The sequence below is a fragment of the Pseudomonas sp. PS1(2021) genome (assembly GCF_020405165.1).
GTDB lineage: Bacteria > Pseudomonadota > Gammaproteobacteria > Pseudomonadales > Pseudomonadaceae > Pseudomonas > Pseudomonas aeruginosa.
On the sequence record NZ_CP084484.1, the window covers coordinates 2980528 to 2995970 of the forward strand.

At 65.9% G+C, this 15443-nt stretch carries 16 protein-coding genes and 1 pseudogene; 13 read left to right on the forward strand and 4 right to left on the reverse strand.

Translation table 11 applies throughout. The annotated features are described in order from the left end of the window. The 5 genes from LE197_RS14260 (at nucleotide 1) to hemN (ending at nucleotide 5346) form a co-directional block, all read left to right on the forward strand. The gene (locus LE197_RS14260) at nucleotides 1-540 is read left to right on the forward strand and encodes a FixH family protein (RefSeq protein WP_003114667.1); all 540 of its coding nucleotides are present in this window, start codon (nucleotides 1-3) and stop codon (nucleotides 538-540) included. Then, nucleotides 537-2972, forward strand: a complete 2436-nt coding sequence (locus tag LE197_RS14265) for a heavy metal translocating P-type ATPase (RefSeq protein ID WP_023109000.1) — start codon at nucleotides 537-539, stop codon at nucleotides 2970-2972. Before LE197_RS14260 ends, LE197_RS14265 begins: the two co-directional genes overlap by 4 nt. After that, the gene (gene ccoS, locus LE197_RS14270) at nucleotides 2951-3160 is read left to right on the forward strand and encodes a cbb3-type cytochrome oxidase assembly protein CcoS (RefSeq protein ID WP_003087273.1); all 210 of its coding nucleotides are present in this window, start codon (nucleotides 2951-2953) and stop codon (nucleotides 3158-3160) included. Before LE197_RS14265 ends, ccoS begins: the two co-directional genes overlap by 22 nt. After that, nucleotides 3153-3836, forward strand: coding sequence for a sulfite exporter TauE/SafE family protein (locus LE197_RS14275; protein ID WP_226034077.1), 684 nt, complete (start codon nucleotides 3153-3155; stop codon nucleotides 3834-3836). Before ccoS ends, LE197_RS14275 begins: the two co-directional genes overlap by 8 nt. A 127-nt stretch (nucleotides 3837-3963) precedes the next feature. Beyond that, nucleotides 3964-5346 carry an oxygen-independent coproporphyrinogen III oxidase gene (gene hemN, locus LE197_RS14280; protein ID WP_003087267.1) on the forward strand — a complete coding sequence of 461 codons (1383 nt, stop codon included), beginning with the start codon at nucleotides 3964-3966 and terminating at the stop codon, nucleotides 5344-5346. Between the two features lie 48 nt (nucleotides 5347-5394). Here the strand turns inward: hemN and LE197_RS14285 are convergent, their stop codons facing one another. Further along, nucleotides 5395-5862 (reverse strand): hypothetical protein, encoded by a 468-nt coding sequence (locus LE197_RS14285; RefSeq protein ID WP_003114670.1) that lies wholly within the window; start codon nucleotides 5860-5862, stop codon nucleotides 5395-5397. 245 nt (nucleotides 5863-6107) lie between these two features. Between LE197_RS14285 and anr the strand changes: the two genes are divergently transcribed. The 5 genes from anr (at nucleotide 6108) to mdtI (ending at nucleotide 9651) form a co-directional block, all read left to right on the forward strand. Next, nucleotides 6108-6842: a transcriptional regulator Anr gene (anr, locus tag LE197_RS14290; protein ID WP_003087262.1), complete on the forward strand. Its 735-nt coding sequence runs from the start codon at nucleotides 6108-6110 to the stop codon at nucleotides 6840-6842. Nucleotides 6843-6927: 85 nt separating this feature from the next. Then, on the forward strand, nucleotides 6928-7476 hold the full coding sequence (locus LE197_RS14295; protein ID WP_003087259.1) for an adenine phosphoribosyltransferase: 549 nt from the start codon (nucleotides 6928-6930) through the stop codon (nucleotides 7474-7476). 238 nt (nucleotides 7477-7714) lie between these two features. Next, nucleotides 7715-8551 (forward strand): metal-dependent hydrolase, encoded by an 837-nt coding sequence (locus LE197_RS14300; RefSeq protein ID WP_003087258.1) that lies wholly within the window; start codon nucleotides 7715-7717, stop codon nucleotides 8549-8551. A 408-nt stretch (nucleotides 8552-8959) separates the two neighbouring features. Then, entirely contained in the window at nucleotides 8960-9328 is a 369-nt protein-coding gene (locus tag LE197_RS14305) for a multidrug/spermidine efflux SMR transporter subunit MdtJ (protein WP_003087256.1), read from the forward strand. Next, nucleotides 9322-9651 carry a multidrug/spermidine efflux SMR transporter subunit MdtI gene (mdtI, locus tag LE197_RS14310; protein ID WP_003103934.1) on the forward strand — a complete coding sequence of 110 codons (330 nt, stop codon included), beginning with the start codon at nucleotides 9322-9324 and terminating at the stop codon, nucleotides 9649-9651. The genes LE197_RS14305 and mdtI overlap by 7 nt, the downstream gene beginning before the upstream one ends. A 573-nt stretch (nucleotides 9652-10224) precedes the next feature. Here the strand turns inward: mdtI and LE197_RS14315 are convergent. Further along, nucleotides 10225-10374 (reverse strand): annotated as a pseudogene (locus LE197_RS14315) (hypothetical protein); the annotation flags it as partial. 92 nt (nucleotides 10375-10466) lie between these two features. Here LE197_RS14315 and LE197_RS14320 point away from each other — a divergent pair. The 3 genes from LE197_RS14320 to LE197_RS14330 all read left to right on the forward strand — a co-directional run bounded on the left by LE197_RS14320 (nucleotide 10467) and on the right by LE197_RS14330 (nucleotide 13547). After that, entirely contained in the window at nucleotides 10467-12050 is a 1584-nt protein-coding gene (locus LE197_RS14320; RefSeq protein WP_003121915.1) for a flavin-containing monooxygenase, read from the forward strand. After that, nucleotides 12047-12934, forward strand: coding sequence for an SDR family NAD(P)-dependent oxidoreductase (locus tag LE197_RS14325; protein ID WP_003087246.1), 888 nt, complete (start codon nucleotides 12047-12049; stop codon nucleotides 12932-12934). Before LE197_RS14320 ends, LE197_RS14325 begins: the two co-directional genes overlap by 4 nt. Before the next feature lie 73 nt (nucleotides 12935-13007). Then, nucleotides 13008-13547, forward strand: a complete 540-nt coding sequence (locus tag LE197_RS14330) for a CbrC family protein (protein ID WP_023109001.1) — start codon at nucleotides 13008-13010, stop codon at nucleotides 13545-13547. Nucleotides 13548-13559: 12 nt separating this feature from the next. Here the strand turns inward: LE197_RS14330 and LE197_RS14335 are convergent, their stop codons facing one another. Together LE197_RS14335 and recR are read right to left on the reverse strand one after the other, a co-directional pair. Beyond that, complete coding sequence (locus LE197_RS14335; RefSeq protein ID WP_003087244.1) at nucleotides 13560-14708, reverse strand: acyl-CoA dehydrogenase family protein; 1149 nt, start codon at nucleotides 14706-14708, stop codon at nucleotides 13560-13562. A gap of 122 nt (nucleotides 14709-14830) precedes the next feature. After that, entirely contained in the window at nucleotides 14831-15427 is a 597-nt protein-coding gene (recR, locus tag LE197_RS14340) for a recombination mediator RecR (protein WP_003087237.1), read from the reverse strand. Nucleotides 15428-15443: the final 16 nt, after the last annotated feature.

Below are 15443 nucleotides of genomic sequence, written 5' to 3' on the forward strand. Positions count from 1 at the left end.
ATGCAGTCCGAGACCCACCCTCAACCCTGGTACAAACACTTCTGGGCCTGGTTCATCGTGGCCCTCCTGGCGACCTCGGTGGTGCTCGGGCTGAGCCTGGTCACCATCGCGGTGCGCAACCAGGACACCCTGGTCACCGACAACTACTACGAGGCCGGCAAGGGCATCAACCGCTCCCTGGAACGCGAGAACCTGGCCGTACGCCTGCAGGTGCACGCCAAGGTCAAGGTCGACGACCTGACCGGCGAAGTCGAAGTGCGCCTGACCGGCAACAGCCGTCCGGATCGGCTCACCCTCAACCTGATCTCGCCGACCCAGCCGGAGAAGGACCGCCGCGTGGAGCTGCTGCGCAGCAACTCCGACCGCGAGCGCTACGTCGGGCAACTGACCGACGCCGTCGAGGGCCGTCGCTTCGTCGAACTGCTCGGCCAGGAAGGCAGCGGCCAGTGGCGTCTTTTCGAGGAAGAGGTGGTATCGCCGACCGTGGTCATGGAGCTGGGTGACGAACCGCTCCAGGGAGCAGAAGCGAAGCGCCCATGAGCGCCCCCCTGCCCTGCTACCACTGCGGCTTGCCGGTCCCCGCCGGCAGCCGCTTCGAGGCCCGCGTACTCGGCGAGACGCGGGCCATGTGCTGTCCGGGCTGCCAGGCGGTGGCCGAGGCCATCGTCGCCGGCGGCCTGGAAAGCTACTACCGGCACCGCAGCGAAAACGCCGCCAATCCCGAAGCCTTGCCCAAGGCGCTCAGCGAAGAGTTGCAGCTCTACGACCGCCCGGACGTACAGGGCGGCTTCGTCCGCCATGGGGGCGAGCTGGCGGAAACCAGCCTGATGATCGAAGGCATCAGTTGCGCCGCCTGCGGCTGGCTGATCGAGAAGCACCTGCGCCAGTTGCCTGGCGTGGCCGAGGCGCGGCTCAACCTGTCCAACCATCGCCTGCACGTGCGCTGGCAGGACAGCCAGCTGCCGCTCAGCCAGTTGCTCGGCGAACTGCGCCAGATCGGCTATGCCGGCCATCCCTTCCAACCCGACCGCGCCACCGAGCGCCTGGCCATGGAGAACCGCCGCGCCCTGCGCCAGCTCGGTGTCGCCGGGCTGCTGTGGATCCAGGTGATGATGGCGGTAATGGCGACCTGGCCGGAATTCAACCTCGATCTTTCCGCCGGCATGGACCGCATCCTGCGCTGGGTCAGCCTGATCCTCACCACGCCGATCGTCTTCTACTGCTGCGGCCAGTTCTTCCGTGGCGCCCTGCGCGACCTGCGCACCCGCCACCTGACCATGGACGTCTCGGTGTCGCTGGCGATCGGCGGCGCCTACGTCGCCGGCATCTGGTCGACGATCACCGGCCAGGGCGAGCTGTATTTCGACGCGGTCGGCATGTTCGCCCTGTTCCTCCTCGCCGGCCGCTACCTCGAACGCCGCGCGCGGGAGCGCACCGCCGCCTCCACCGCGCAACTGGTCAACCTGCTGCCGGCGTCCTGCCTGCGCCTGGACGCCGCCAACCAGGGCGAGCGCATCCTGCTCAGCGAACTGCGCGTCGGCGACCGCGTACTGGTACCGCCAGGCGCCGTGCTGCCGGCCGACGGAGTGATCCTCGACGGCCAGTCCAGCGTCGACGAGTCGCTGCTCACCGGCGAGTACCTGCCCCATCCACGCCAGGCCGGCGACGCCGTCACCGGCGGTACCCTGAACGTCGAGGGGCCGCTGACCGTCGAGGTCGGCGCCCTTGGCGACGACAGCCGCCTGTCGGCCATCGTCCGCCTGCTGGAACGCGCCCAGGCGGACAAGCCGCGCCTGGCGGAACTGGCCGACAAGGTGGCGCAGTGGTTCCTGCTCATCGTCCTGCTGGTCGCCGCAGCGGTCGGCGCGCTGTGGTGGCAGGTCGACCACCAGCGCGCCTTCTGGGTGGTGCTGTCGCTGCTGGTCGCCACCTGCCCCTGCGCCCTGTCGCTGGCCACGCCCACCGCGCTCACCGCGGCCACCGGCAGCCTGCACAAGCTCGGCCTGCTGATCACGCGCGGGCACGTGCTGGAAGGGCTGAACCACATCGACACGGTAATCTTCGACAAGACCGGCACCCTCACCGAAGGCCGCCTGACGCTCAAGCAGGTGCTACCCCTGCGCGATCTCGACGCGGATCGCTGCCTGGCCCTCGCCGCCGCCCTCGAGAACCGTTCCGAACACCCCATCGCCCGCGCCTTCGGCCGTGCGCCGGAGGCCGCCGACAGCGTCGCAAGCCATCCGGGACTGGGCCTCGAAGGCCTGGTGGAAGGCCGCCGCCTGCGCATCGGCCAGGCCGCCTTCGTCAGCTACCTGGGCGGCAGCGCCACGCCCGCGATGCCCGGCAACTCCGGACAGTGGCTGCTGCTCGGCGACGAGCAGGGACCGCTGGCCTGGTTCGGTCTCGACGACCGCCTGCGCAGCGACGCCCCCGCCCTGCTCGCCGCCTGCAAGGCGCGCGGCTGGCGCACCCTCCTGCTATCCGGTGACGCCTCGCCGATGGTCGCCAGCGTCGCTGCCGAACTGGGCATCGACGAAGCCCGCGGCGGCCTGACCCCGGACGACAAGCTGGCCATGCTCGAACGCCTGCACGGCGAGGGCCGCCGGGTGCTGATGCTCGGCGACGGAGTCAACGACGTACCGGTGCTCGCCGGTGCCGACATCAGCGTCGCCATGGGCAGCGCCACCGACCTGGCCAAGACCAGCGCCGACGCGGTGCTCCTGTCCAACCGCCTGGACAGCCTGGTGCAGGCTTTCCGGCTGGCGCGCCGCACCCGCCATATCATCATCGAGAACCTGGCCTGGGCCAGCCTGTACAATGGCCTGGTCCTGCCCTTCGCCGCGCTCGGCTGGATCACCCCGGGCTGGGCGGCGATCGGCATGTCGGTCAGTTCGCTGCTGGTGGTGGTCAACGCCCTGCGGCTGACCCGAATCCCTTCGCCGAGGTCCGTATGGCCGCGCTCTACATCCTGATCCCCGTCGCGATCGTCATCGTCGCCATCGCCATCTACGTGTTCTTCTGGGCGGTGGACAGCGGCCAGTACGACGATCTCGACGGCCCCGCCCACAGCATTCTCTTCGACGACGAAGACCCGAAGCACCAGGCCGGCGTCGACGAAGCGGAGAAGCCGTCGAAACCCGAGGACCGACCGCGTGGCTGAACTGGCGCCGCTGCTGGTTTCCGCGCTGATCCTCGGCCTGCTCGGGGGAGGCCACTGCCTGGGCATGTGCGGCGGCCTGATGGGCGCCCTGACCCTGGCCATTCCCGCCGAACAGCGCGGCCGTCGTCTGCGCCTGCTGCTGGCCTACAACCTCGGCCGCATCCTCAGCTACACCTGCGCCGGCCTGCTGCTCGGCCTGGCCGGCTGGGCGGTGGCGCGCACCCCGTTGGCCGGCGCGCTGCGGGTGGTCGCCGGGCTGCTGCTGATCGCCATGGGACTCTACCTGGCCGGCTGGTGGAGCGGCCTGACCCGCGTCGAGGCGCTCGGTCGCGGCCTCTGGCGCCACCTGGAACCCTTCGCCCGGCGCCTGCTGCCGGTCTCCAGCCTGCCACGGGCCCTGCTGCTCGGAGCGATCTGGGGCTGGCTGCCCTGCGGGCTGGTCTACAGCACCCTGCTCTGGGCCACCAGCCAGGGATCGGCACTGGACAGCGCGCTGCTGATGCTGGCGTTCGGCCTCGGCACCTGGCCGGTTCTGCTGGCCACCGGCATGGCCGCCGAACGGGTGACCGCCCTGCTGCGCCGTCGCGGCGTACGCATCGTGGGCGGCCTGATGGTCATCCTCTTCGGCCTCTGGACCCTCCCAGGACCGCACCAGGCCTGGCTGATGGGGCATTGACGGACGCCCGTCCCAACATCGGGCGACACATCCTGTATACATTCACCCGCTTGATACAAATCAACAGGCCTTCCCGGCGCAATCCCTAGACTTCCCGACTAAAGCTCGCCAACTGGGGATCTCTGGCATGCTCGACACCATTCGCTGGGACGCTGACCTGATTCGGCGCTACGACCTTTCCGGCCCGCGTTACACCTCCTATCCGACCGCCGTGCAGTTCCACGAAGGCATCGGCCCGTTCGACCAGTTGCACGCCCTGCGCGACAGCCGGAAGGCCGGACACCCCCTGTCGCTCTACGTGCACATCCCGTTCTGCGCCAACATCTGCTACTACTGCGCCTGCAACAAGGTGATCACCAAGGATCGCGGGCGCAGCGCGCCGTACCTCGCGCGCCTGGTCCGCGAGATCGAGATCGTCAGCCGCCACCTCTCCCGCGAGCAGGTGGTCGAGCAACTGCACTTCGGTGGCGGAACCCCTACCTTCCTCAGTCCCGGCCAGTTGCGCGAACTCATGTCGCAATTGCGCACCCACCTCAACCTGCTGGACGACGATTCGGGCGACTACGGCATCGAGATCGACCCGCGCGAGGCCGACTGGTCGACCATGGGCCTGCTCCGCGAACTCGGTTTCAACCGCGTCAGCCTCGGCGTACAGGACTTCGACATGGAGGTGCAGAAGGCGGTCAACCGCATGCAGACCCCGGAGGAGACCCGTACCATCGTCGAGGCCGCGCGCACCCTGCAGTACCGCTCGATCAACCTCGACCTGATCTACGGACTGCCGAAACAGACGCCGGACAGCTTCGCCCGCACGGTCGACGAAGTGATCGCGCTACAGCCGGATCGCCTCTCGGTGTTCAACTACGCCCACCTGCCCGAGCGTTTCATGCCGCAGCGGCGGATCAACGCCGACGACCTGCCGAGCCCGGGCCAGAAGCTGGAAATGCTCCAGCGCACCACCGAGCAACTCGCCGCGGCGGGCTACCGCTATATCGGCATGGATCACTTCGCCCTGCCCGACGACGAGCTGGCCAGCGCCCAGGAAGACGGCACCCTGCAACGCAATTTCCAGGGCTACACCACGCACGGGCACTGTGACCTGGTAGGTCTCGGGGTCTCGGCGATCAGCCAGATCGGCGACCTCTACAGCCAGAACAGCAGCGACATCAACGACTACCAGACCAGCCTCGACAACGGCCAGTTGGCGATCCGTCGCGGCCTGCACTGCAACAGCGACGACCGGGTGCGGCGCGCGGTGATCCAGCAACTGATCTGCCACTTCGAACTGGCCTTCGAGGATATCGAGACAGAGTTCGGCATCGACTTCCGCAGTTACTTCGCCGAGCTGTGGCCCGATCTCGAACGCTTCGCCGCCGACGGCCTGATCCGCCTGGACGCCAAGGGCATCGACATCACGTCTTCCGGACGTCTGCTGGTGCGTTCGATCTGCATGCTGTTCGACCGCTACCTGCCCAGCCTCAACCGGCAGCGCTTCTCCCGGGTGATCTGAAAGCGCACCGCCCTGCCCGCACGACAGGGCGGTGAATCCCCGCCCCTTCTACCGGCTGCCCATGACCTTCATGATCAGCGCCGGGTCGCTGATACCCATCTCCTTGATGGCCGATGCCATCGCTGCCGTTGCCGTCTGCAGGGCGGAGTTGAGTTGTTGCAACTCCTTCTGCAACTCAGGCACGCGAGCCTCCTTCGCCCCCGGATCGGACGACCTCATGGCCTCCTGCAGCTCCCTGAGCTTCTCCTCGATCTTCTTCTTCAACTCGCGGATCATCTTCACCATCGGCCGCAACTCCTGCGGGATATCCTCGTCCTCCTCCTCCACCGGCACCCCCATGGTGGCGGCCAGCTCGCGCCCTGCCTGGGAAAGCTGTACATGCTGATCGGCGGCGTCGGTGCCGGCGGCCGGGTCTTCCGCCTGCTCGGCGGTGCCGGTCCGCGCGGCCTTGGCGTCCGCGGCGGCGCGCGACGAGGGCGGCACCTGGGTGGTGATCCAGCCACTGAGGGTCAACATTCCAGTCACTCCGGGAAAAATGGAATTCTTCCATTGGATCGGCCCACGCGTCGCGAACTTGAGCCCCCTTTTCGTCGCCCCTTGACAGGGTGCGACAGGTAGTCGCAGTTGTTTGACGCAAGTCACTGATTGGAAACGCCATCGGCCTGTCAGAAATGGTCGTTGCCAGACCTATGGCTGGCACCCGCATCGCGGCTGCGTTACCCTTACTCCTGTTGTGCCTTTAACCTAGCAAGGACCCCTCAATGGCCGAAACCATCAAGGTGCGCGCACTGCCCCAAGCACACTGCAAGGATTGCAGTCTGGCCCCGCTGTGCCTCCCCCTGTCGCTGACCGTGGAAGACATGGATTCGCTGGACGAGATCGTCAAGCGCGGTCGTCCCCTGAAGAAAGGCGAATTCCTGTTCCGCCAGGGCGATCCTTTCGGCTCGGTCTTTGCCGTGCGCTCCGGCGCCCTGAAAACCTTCAGCATCACCGATGCCGGCGAAGAGCAGATCACCGGCTTCCACCTGCCCAGCGAGCTGGTCGGCCTGTCCGGGATGGATACCGAGACCTATCCGGTATCCGCCCAGGCCCTGGAAACCACCTCGGTCTGCGAGATTCCCTTCGAGCGCCTGGACGAACTGTCCGAGCAGCTGCCGCAACTGCGCCGCCAACTGATGCGCCTGATGAGCCGGGAAATCCGCGATGACCAGCAGATGATGCTGCTGCTGTCGAAGAAGACTGCCGACGAGCGCATCGCCACCTTCCTGGTCAACCTGTCGGCGCGCTTCCGTGCCCGCGGCTTCTCCGCCCAGCAGTTCCGCCTGGCCATGTCGCGCAACGAGATCGGCAACTATCTCGGCCTGGCCGTAGAAACCGTGTCGCGGGTCTTCACCCGCTTCCAGCAGAACGGCCTGATCAGCGCGGAAGGCAAGGAAGTGCACATCCTCGACTCCATCGAGCTGTGCGCCCTCGCCGGCGGCCAGCTGGAAGGCTGAAGCGCCTGCGAACCGCCGACGGGCCCGCCTCAGCGCGGGCCCGTTGTATGATGGGCCCCGAAAAACGCCCAGCCCAGGATCTTCCATGATTTTCGACGAGTTCACCCTCAAGTCGCAGATCCGCGCCGTGCCGGACTTTCCCAAGCCCGGCGTGGTGTTCCGCGACATCACCCCGCTGTTCCAGTCGCCGCGCGCGCTGCGCATGACCGTGGACAGCTTCGTCCAGCGCTACATCGAGGCCGATTTCAGCCACATCGGCGCCATGGATGCCCGCGGCTTCCTCATCGGCTCGGCGGTGGCCTATGCGCTGAACAAGCCGCTGGTCCTGTTCCGCAAGCAGGGCAAGCTGCCCGCCGACGTACTCGCTGAGGGCTACCAGACCGAATACGGCGAGGCCTTCCTCGAAGTACATGCCGACAGCCTCTGCGAAGGCGACAGCGTACTGATCTTCGACGACCTCATCGCCACCGGCGGGACCCTGCTGGCGGCCGCGAGCCTGGTACGACGCCTCGGGGCCAGGGTCTTCGAGGCCGCGGCGATCATCGACCTGCCGGAACTCGGCGGCTCCACTCGCCTGCAGGACGCCGGCATCTCCACCTTCAGTCTCACCGCGTTCGCTCTCGACGAGCGTTGATACGCCGGGGGGCGCCCTGGCGCCCCGCGCTCGCTCCTTGCGCCCCATCTTCCGTCTGGTCGAGCCGACCTGGCCATTAATGACTTCGAAATGGCCAGGAATGACCTCCCGCTGTTGGACAATCCTGCAATAATTACATCAGCTAATGACACATTCAGAGGTGTTATAGCGAACTCGCCATAGGGAACCCGAGGAAACCTGTGCGTTTCCCTCCCCAGAACAACAAAAGGAGTTAGCCATGACTGCCACTGGCACCGCCTCCCCGGTTCGCGCCAATTTCCCCGTGCGGCGGATGGATTTCAGCTTCAGCGAAACCCCGAAGTACTGGTGGGACGGCCAACCCTTCATGACCCAGTTCATGAACAACCTGTCCTCGCTTTTCCCCTACGGCGAAAAATTCTTCGTCGATAGCGTGCGCGCGGTGCGCGACCGCCTGGAGGATCCGCAACTGAAGAAGGACGTCAGCGCCTTCATCGGCCAGGAGGCGATGCACTCCAAGGAGCATGCCGCCTACAACGAATATGCCGAGGAGCACGGGGTCGACCTGGAGTGCCTCGAACTGCGGATCAAGGTCCTGCTGGAAAACGTCAGCAAGGTCACCACCAGGAAACACCAGTTGGCGATCACCTGCGCCCTCGAGCATTTCACCGCGACCATGGCCGCGCAGCTGCTCAAGCGCGAAGACCTGACCATCCAGATGCAGTCGCCGAAGATGTACAAGCTGTGGATGTGGCATGCCATCGAGGAGAACGAACACAAGAACGTCGCCTACGATGTGTACCAGAAAGTCTACGGCGGCTACTTCACCCGGGTTCTGGTGATGATGCTGACCACCCTGATGTTCTTCGGCGTCATCGGCTGGTTCCAGCTCGACCTGCTACGCAAGGACGGCCAATTGTTCAACTGGCGCTCCTGGAAGCATGGCCTGGGCACCCTGTTCGGCCTGCGCAAGGGCTTCTTCACCCGCCTGCTGCTGCCCTACCTGGACTACTACCGGCCGGGCTTCCACCCCAGCGACCACGACACCGCGAAACTGGAGAAATACTGGAAGGACAAACTGGCCTTCGCCGATTGAAGCCCGCCTCCGCCAGTGCCGCTCCGCCCCCGACGCCAGGCCCCGCCTGGCGTTTCTTATTCGAGAGAAGAACAGGATATTGCACACGGAAAAGCCTCCGTTTCGACTACCGTTCCTGAATCCGCCATTTTACGGAGGAAATAATTAGTCAATTCCTATCGATTGGCTTTTTACGATGCCCTGAGGTAATATCATGTTCATTATGTTGAACACTAAGGCATTACCTCTCCCCACTTCCCGTCTGGTCTCCCGCGAGCGTCACTGGACCGGCGACCTCTAGCTCCCTCCCTCGACACCTGCTGTCGGTGGCGACCGCCCCTGCGCTTCGCGGTCTTTCCCGCCCCTCGCCACCGCTCTTCGTCATCTTTGGCCGCGGCTTCCATTCCGCGGTGCCCATGGGAGGGCAACATGCGTTCCTGGATCTATCTGTTACTGGCTATCGGCGCCGAAGTGATCGGCACCACCTCGATGAAACTGGCCGCCACCCACGCCCCTGTCGCAGGCATGCTGCTGATGTACGGGATGATCGGCCTGTCCTATTTCTTCCTCGCCCTGGCGGTCAAGCGTGTCCCCGTCGGAGTCGCCTACGCCCTTTGGGAAGGCATTGGCATCGTCCTGATCACGGCGGTCAGCGTCGCCTGGCTGGGCGAAAGCATCGGCCTGTACAAGGCCGTCGGCCTCGGCGTGATGATCGCCGGCATCCTGCTGATCAAGTCCGGCACCCGCAACGCCAGCGGCACGCCGGCGCAGCCCCGTGGGGAGGCCGTCACATGCTGACCCTGAACTGGATTCCCTTCGCCTGGCTCGGCCTGGCGATCGCCCTCGAGGTCGTCGCCAACCTGCTGTTGAAATACTCCGACGGTTTCCGCAGGCGCGGCCTCGGGATCGCCTCGATCCTCTGCGTGATGGCCGCCTTCACCGCGCTGGCGCAGGCGGTGAAGGACATCGAGCTGTCACTCGCCTATGCGATCTGGGGCGGCTTCGGCATCCTCGCCACCGTCGCCATGGGCTGGGCGCTGTTCGGCCAGCGCCTGGCCTGGCGCGGCTGGCTCGGCCTGTTGCTGCTGCTGGCCGGCATGAGCCTGCTCAAGCTGGCCTGACGCCTCGGCGTCCAACGAAACGCCCATCATCTGCAGGACCGCGGCGCCGGTGAACAACAGCAGTATCTGTTCCTCACCCAGGGCGCAGATTTCCCGACGCCGCTCCGGCTGGCCGATATAGTCCAGCGACAACTGAAACAGCTGGCGGCCGATCAGGCTGGAGAGGCGACGGATGGTCGCCTCGCTCACCGCCGGCAACAACCTGAATTCGATGATGTCCTCCGACATGTCCTCGGCGAACTCATCCATGATCTGACGCAGGGCACCACGCAGCACCGGCGAAGCCCCATGCAGTTCGCGCACGCCGACGATGAACGCGGCGGGATTGCTCTCCACGAAGTCGAAGAACAGCCGCACCGTCTCCCGGCAGACCCGCCGCCCCCTTTCCAGGTCCAGCCCGAACGGCGTCGTCTGCGCTCGGGCGCCGGGCGCCGCACGAGTCGCGGCCTCGCGGCGAAGCTGGCGCAGCGGCTGGCGCAGCTGGGTAGAGATGTCGCGGATCATGGTCAGGCCAAGATCGTCGATATCGCGGAAATGCCGATAGAAGGTGTTCGGATTCAGGCCCGCCTCGCGCGCCAGCTCGCGCAAGCCGATGGCCCCCAGGCTGCGGCTGCTGCTGCCCAGGCGCAAGGCCGCCTCCAGCAAGGCGCGTTTGCCGGGAGCGTCGGCAACCCTGTCCTTCGTTTCGTTCATATCGCTCATGTTCCACCTGGTTGTTTCCATGCGCCACAAGTTCGGCCGTTGCGCCGCGCCGACCCTACCTAAGGTTGGCTTGACCCTGAAGTATACAGATGTCTACATTCGCAGGTAGACGAGTGTATACGCCAGCAAACAATCATAACAGGAGCTTGGCCATGAGTACCCAACCCACCCCTGCCGCCGCCCGGCACTGCAAGGTCGCCATCATCGGCACCGGTTTCTCCGGGCTGGGGATGGCGATCCGTCTCCGCCAGGAAGGCGAGGACGACTTCCTGATCTTCGAAAAGGACGCCGGCGTCGGCGGCACCTGGAGAGTCAACAACTACCCTGGTTGCGCCTGCGACGTGCAATCCCACGTCTATTCCTTCTCCTTCGAAGCGAACCCGGAGTGGACGCGGATGTTCGCCCGCCAGCCGGAAATCCGCGCCTATCTGGAGAAGTGCTGGGAAAAATACCGCTTGCAGGAAAAGACCCTGCTGAACACCGAGATCGGCAAACTGGCCTGGGACGAGCGGCAAAGCCTCTGGCACCTGCATGACGCCCAGGGCAACCATTACACCGCGAACGCCGTGGTTTCCGGCATGGGCGGCCTGTCCACCCCGGCCTATCCACGCCTCGATGGCCTGGAGAACTTCCAGGGCAAGGTCTTCCATTCCCAGCAGTGGGACCATGACTACGACCTCAAGGGCAAACGCGTGGCGGTGATCGGCACCGGCGCCTCGGCGATCCAGTTCGTCCCGGAGATCCAGCCGCTGGTGGCCGCGCTCGATCTCTACCAGCGCACTCCGCCATGGATCCTGCCCAAACCCGACCGGGCAATCAGCGAAACCGAGCGCCGGCGCTTCCGGCGCTTCCCGCTGGTGCAGAAGCTCTGGCGCGGCGGCCTCTACAGCCTGCTCGAAGGGCGGGTGCTGGGCTTCACCTTCGCCCCGCAGGTAATGAAGCTGGTGCAGCGCCTGGCGATCCGCCACATCCACAAGCAGATCAAGGATCCGGAACTGCGCCGCAAGGTCACGCCGGACTACACCATCGGCTGCAAGCGCATCCTCATGTCGCACAACTACTACCCTGCCCTGGCTGCCGCCAACTCCACGGTGATCACCGAAGGCATCCGCGCCGTCACCGCCAATGGAATCGTCGACGGCAACGGCCGGGAACGCGAGGTCGACGCGATCATCTTCGGTACCGGCTTCACCGCCAACGACCCTATCCCCCGCGGAGTGGTCTTCGGTCGCGACGGCCGCGACCTGCTGGACAGCTGGACCAAGGGCCCGGAAGCCTACAAGGGCACTACCACCGCCGGCTTCCCCAACCTGTTCTTCCTGATGGGACCGAACACCGGCCTCGGCCACAACTCGATGGTCTACATGATCGAGTCGCAGATCGCCTACGTCCTCGATGCGCTGAAGCTGATGAAGCGCCGCGAACTGCTCAGTCTCGAGGTCAAGGCCCCGGTGCAGGAACGCTACAACGAATACCTCCAGCGCAAGCTGGACCGCAGCGTCTGGAGCGTGGGCGGTTGCAAGAGCTGGTACCTGCATCCGGTCAGCGGCCGCAACTGCACCCTGTGGCCGGGATTCACCTGGCGCTTCCGTGCCCTGACCCGGCAGTTCGACGCCTCCGCCTACCACCTCACCACGACACCGCTCGCCGCCCTGAGCAACGAAGCCCGCCAACAGGCCGAAGGGGTACCCGCATGAAGTCGTTCGAAAACAAAGTCGCCGCCATCACCGGCGCAGGCTCGGGCATCGGTCGCGCCCTGGCCGTGGAGCTGGGCAGGCAGGGTTGTCACCTGGCCCTGGCCGACGTCAATGCCGCAGCTCTCGAGGAAACCCGCCAATTGCTCGCCAGCAGCGGGGTACGCGTCTCCACCGCGGTCGTCGACGTGGCCGACCGCGAGCAGGTGCAGGCCTGGGCCGACAAGGCGGCCAGCGAACATGGCCGGGTGAACCTGATTTTCAACAACGCGGGCGTCGCCCACGCAGGTACCGTGGAAGGCAGCGACTACTCGGAATACGAGTGGATCATGAACATCAACTTCTGGGGCGTGGTGAACGGCACCAAGGCGTTCCTTCCGCACCTGAAGGCCTCCGGCAACGGCCACGTGGTCAATGTCTCCAGCGTCTTCGGGCTGTTCGCCCAGCCCGGCATGAGCGCCTACAACGCCACCAAGTACGCGGTGCGCGGCTTCACCGAGTCGTTGCGCCAGGAACTGGACATGGAGGACTCCGGCGTCTCCGCCAGTTGCGTGCATCCCGGCGGGATCAAGACCAACATCGCCAAGACCGCGAGAATGAACGAGAGCATGGCCAAGGTCACCGGCCAGGCTGCCGACAAGGCTCGCCAGCAATTCAACGACCAGTTGCTGCGGACCACCCCGGAGAAGGCCGCCCAGGTCATCCTGCGCGGCGTGCAGCGCGACAGCCGGCGCATCCTGATCGGCGCCGACGCCCACGCGATCGACGTGATGCTGCGCCTGGCGCCAGTGCTCTACCAGCGCGTGGTCACCGCCAGCATGCGCCTGGCAGCGCGCTTCGCGCCGCGCCCGAAGAGCCCCCAGGGCGCCCGCGAAGCCAGCGAGTGAACAGGCCCGCCGGGTAGCCGCTAGGCTGCCCGGCACGTCATACTCGACGGCCAGTCTCCAGGGCACGGCCGTCATGAACCCTCCCCTTCCTCACTTCCGCTACCATCCCGAACCGCTCGCCAGCGGCAGCATCGAGGCTTCCGCCGCCACCTGCCAGTGCTGTGGCAAGGCTCGTGGCTACGTCTACACCGGTTCGCCCTATTCCCGCCACGAGTTGCCGCCCGGCAGCCTTTGCCCCTGGTGCATAGCCGACGGCAGCGCGGCCGCGCGCTACGAAGCGAGCTTTTCCGACGACTATCCGCTGCTCGACGCCGGCGTCGCCGCGGATATCGTCACCGAAGTCTGCGAGCGCACGCCCGGCTACACCTCCTGGCAGCAGGAGCGCTGGCTGGTTTGCTGCGAGGATGCCTGCGCCTTTCGCGGCGACGCGGGGCGTGAGGAAATCGGGCAACTGGGAGCCGAGGGCCTGGCGCAGCGCTTCGCCGATTTCGCCTGGCCGGCTAGCACCTGGCAACGCCTCGTCGACGCCTATACGCCCGGCGGCAATCCGGCCATCTACCGCTTCGACTGCCTGCACTGTGGCCAGGCGCATTACGACCTGGACTTCACCTGATAGAACGCGGCCCTACAACCCCATCTGCTTGCCGATGATCTCGTTCATGATTTCCCGCGAACCGCCGCCGATGGAGAGAATCCGGTTGTCGCGATACAGCCGCTCCACCAGGCTTTCGCGCATGTAGCCCATGCCGCCGAGCACCTGCACGGCATCATAGGTCAGGCGATCGGCGACATCGGTAGCGAAGTTCTTGGCCATCGAGATCTCCTTGATCACGCTCTTGCCGACAGCCATCTTCGCTGCCTGGCGATAGGTGAACTCGCGGGAAACCTCCAGTTGCGTGGCCATTTCCGCGAGACGATGGCGCAGCACCTGGAACTTGCCGATCGGCTTGCCGAACGCTTCTCGCTCGCGCGCCCAGCGCAGCGACTCCTCCAGAGCCAGTTGCGCGGTCATGTTGGCCATCACCGCCAGGGCCAGGCGCTCGCTCTGGAAATTGGCCATGATGCAGGCGAAGCCGGCATTCTCCACGCCGATCAGGTTTTCCGCAGGCACCCGGCAGTCGTCGAAGAACAGTTCGGCGGTATCCGACGCCCACCAGCCCATCTTCTTCAGCTTGCGGCCGACATTGAACCCGGCAGTGCCCTTCTCCACCAGCAGCAGGCTGATGCCGGCGAAACCCTCGCCGCCGGTACGCACCGCCACCGTGTAGTAGTCCGCGCGCACGCCGCTGGTGATGAAGGTCTTGCTGCCGCTGACGCGATAATGATCGCCATCGCGCACCGCACGGGTCTTCAGGTTGGCCACGTCGGAGCCGCCAGAGGGCTCGGTGACCGCCAGGGCCATGATCTTCTCGCCGCGCAGCACCGCCGGCACCACCCGCTCGCGCACCTCGGGACGGGCCCACTTGACCACCGGAGGCAAGCCGATATCCAGCGATCCCAACCCGGCGACCAAGCCGCCGGAACCGCAGCGCATGAGCTCTTCGCTGGCCGCCACCTTGGCGAACAGATCGCCTTCGCAACTGCCGCCGTAGGCTTCCGGGTAGCCGATGCCGAGGATCCCGGCCGCGCCGGCCTTGAGATAGAGTTCACGGGGAAATTCCTCGGCCTCCTCCCATTCATCGATGTGCGGCAACACCTCGCGCTCGACGAAACGGCGCACCGAATCCCGGATCAGTTGATGGGACTCGTCGAAGTACTGCTGGAAGTCAGTCATGGCCGGGCTCCTGATGGGAGCCTCAGAACTTACCTAGCGCTTGCTTGGTTTTCAATACGGGAAACTGGCCATCGGCGAGGGCGTATAGGCCGCCCTTCCTACGGACACGGGAGGCACAGAGCTCAGGAGATCGGCCGCCGTCCGGCCAGGGCGTGGGCCAAGGTGCCGCCATCGACCAGCTCCAGCTCGCCACCCAGCGGCACGCCATGGGCGATACGCGACAAGGTCAGGCCGCGGCCGGCCAGTAGCTGGGCGATATAGTGGGCGGTGGCCTCGCCTTCCACGGTGGGGTTGGTGGCGAGGATCACCTCGCTGAAGGCTCCGTCCCTGATCCGCGCTTCCAGTTCGGGAATGCCGATCGCCTCCGGCCCCAGGCCGTCGAGCGGCGACAGGTGTCCCTTGAGCACGAAATAGCGGCCGCGGTAGCCGGTCTGCTCCACCGCGAATACGTCCAGCGGGCCTTCCACCACGCAGAGCAGCGAGTCGTCGCGTCGCGGGTCGGCGCACTGCGGGCACAACTCCTCCTCGCTGAGGGTACGGCACTGCCGGCAATGACCGACCCCTTCCATCGCGGCGGTCAACGCCTGGGCCAGCTTCAGGCCGCCGCTGCGATCGCGCTCCAGCAGCATCAGCGCCATGCGCTGGGCCGACTTCTGCCCGACACCGGGAAGAATGCGCAGGGACTCGATCAGTTGGCGGATCAGCGGGCTGAAACTCATGCAGGACTCGTCGGAT

Excerpts from the sequence above, each read along its gene's own strand:
- LE197_RS14295 (WP_003087259.1), top strand. The coding sequence starts at position 6,928 with ATGATTTTCGACGAGTTCACCCTCAAGTCGCAGATCCGCGCCGTGCCG.
- LE197_RS14260 (WP_003114667.1), top strand. The coding sequence starts at position 1 with ATGCAGTCCGAGACCCACCCTCAACCCTGGTACAAACACTTCTGGGCC.
- ccoS (WP_003087273.1), top strand. The coding sequence starts at position 2,951 with ATGGCCGCGCTCTACATCCTGATCCCCGTCGCGATCGTCATCGTCGCC.
- anr (WP_003087262.1), top strand. The coding sequence starts at position 6,108 with ATGGCCGAAACCATCAAGGTGCGCGCACTGCCCCAAGCACACTGCAAG.
- hemN (WP_003087267.1), top strand. The coding sequence starts at position 3,964 with ATGCTCGACACCATTCGCTGGGACGCTGACCTGATTCGGCGCTACGAC.
- LE197_RS14330 (WP_023109001.1), top strand. The coding sequence starts at position 13,008 with ATGAACCCTCCCCTTCCTCACTTCCGCTACCATCCCGAACCGCTCGCC.
- LE197_RS14325 (WP_003087246.1), top strand. The coding sequence starts at position 12,047 with ATGAAGTCGTTCGAAAACAAAGTCGCCGCCATCACCGGCGCAGGCTCG.
- LE197_RS14265 (WP_023109000.1), top strand. The coding sequence starts at position 537 with ATGAGCGCCCCCCTGCCCTGCTACCACTGCGGCTTGCCGGTCCCCGCC.
- mdtI (WP_003103934.1), top strand. The coding sequence starts at position 9,322 with ATGCTGACCCTGAACTGGATTCCCTTCGCCTGGCTCGGCCTGGCGATC.
- LE197_RS14305 (WP_003087256.1), top strand. The coding sequence starts at position 8,960 with ATGCGTTCCTGGATCTATCTGTTACTGGCTATCGGCGCCGAAGTGATC.
- LE197_RS14300 (WP_003087258.1), top strand. The coding sequence starts at position 7,715 with ATGACTGCCACTGGCACCGCCTCCCCGGTTCGCGCCAATTTCCCCGTG.
- LE197_RS14285 (WP_003114670.1), bottom strand. The coding sequence starts at position 5,862 with ATGTTGACCCTCAGTGGCTGGATCACCACCCAGGTGCCGCCCTCGTCG.
- LE197_RS14335 (WP_003087244.1), bottom strand. The coding sequence starts at position 14,708 with ATGACTGACTTCCAGCAGTACTTCGACGAGTCCCATCAACTGATCCGG.
- recR (WP_003087237.1), bottom strand. The coding sequence starts at position 15,427 with ATGAGTTTCAGCCCGCTGATCCGCCAACTGATCGAGTCCCTGCGCATT.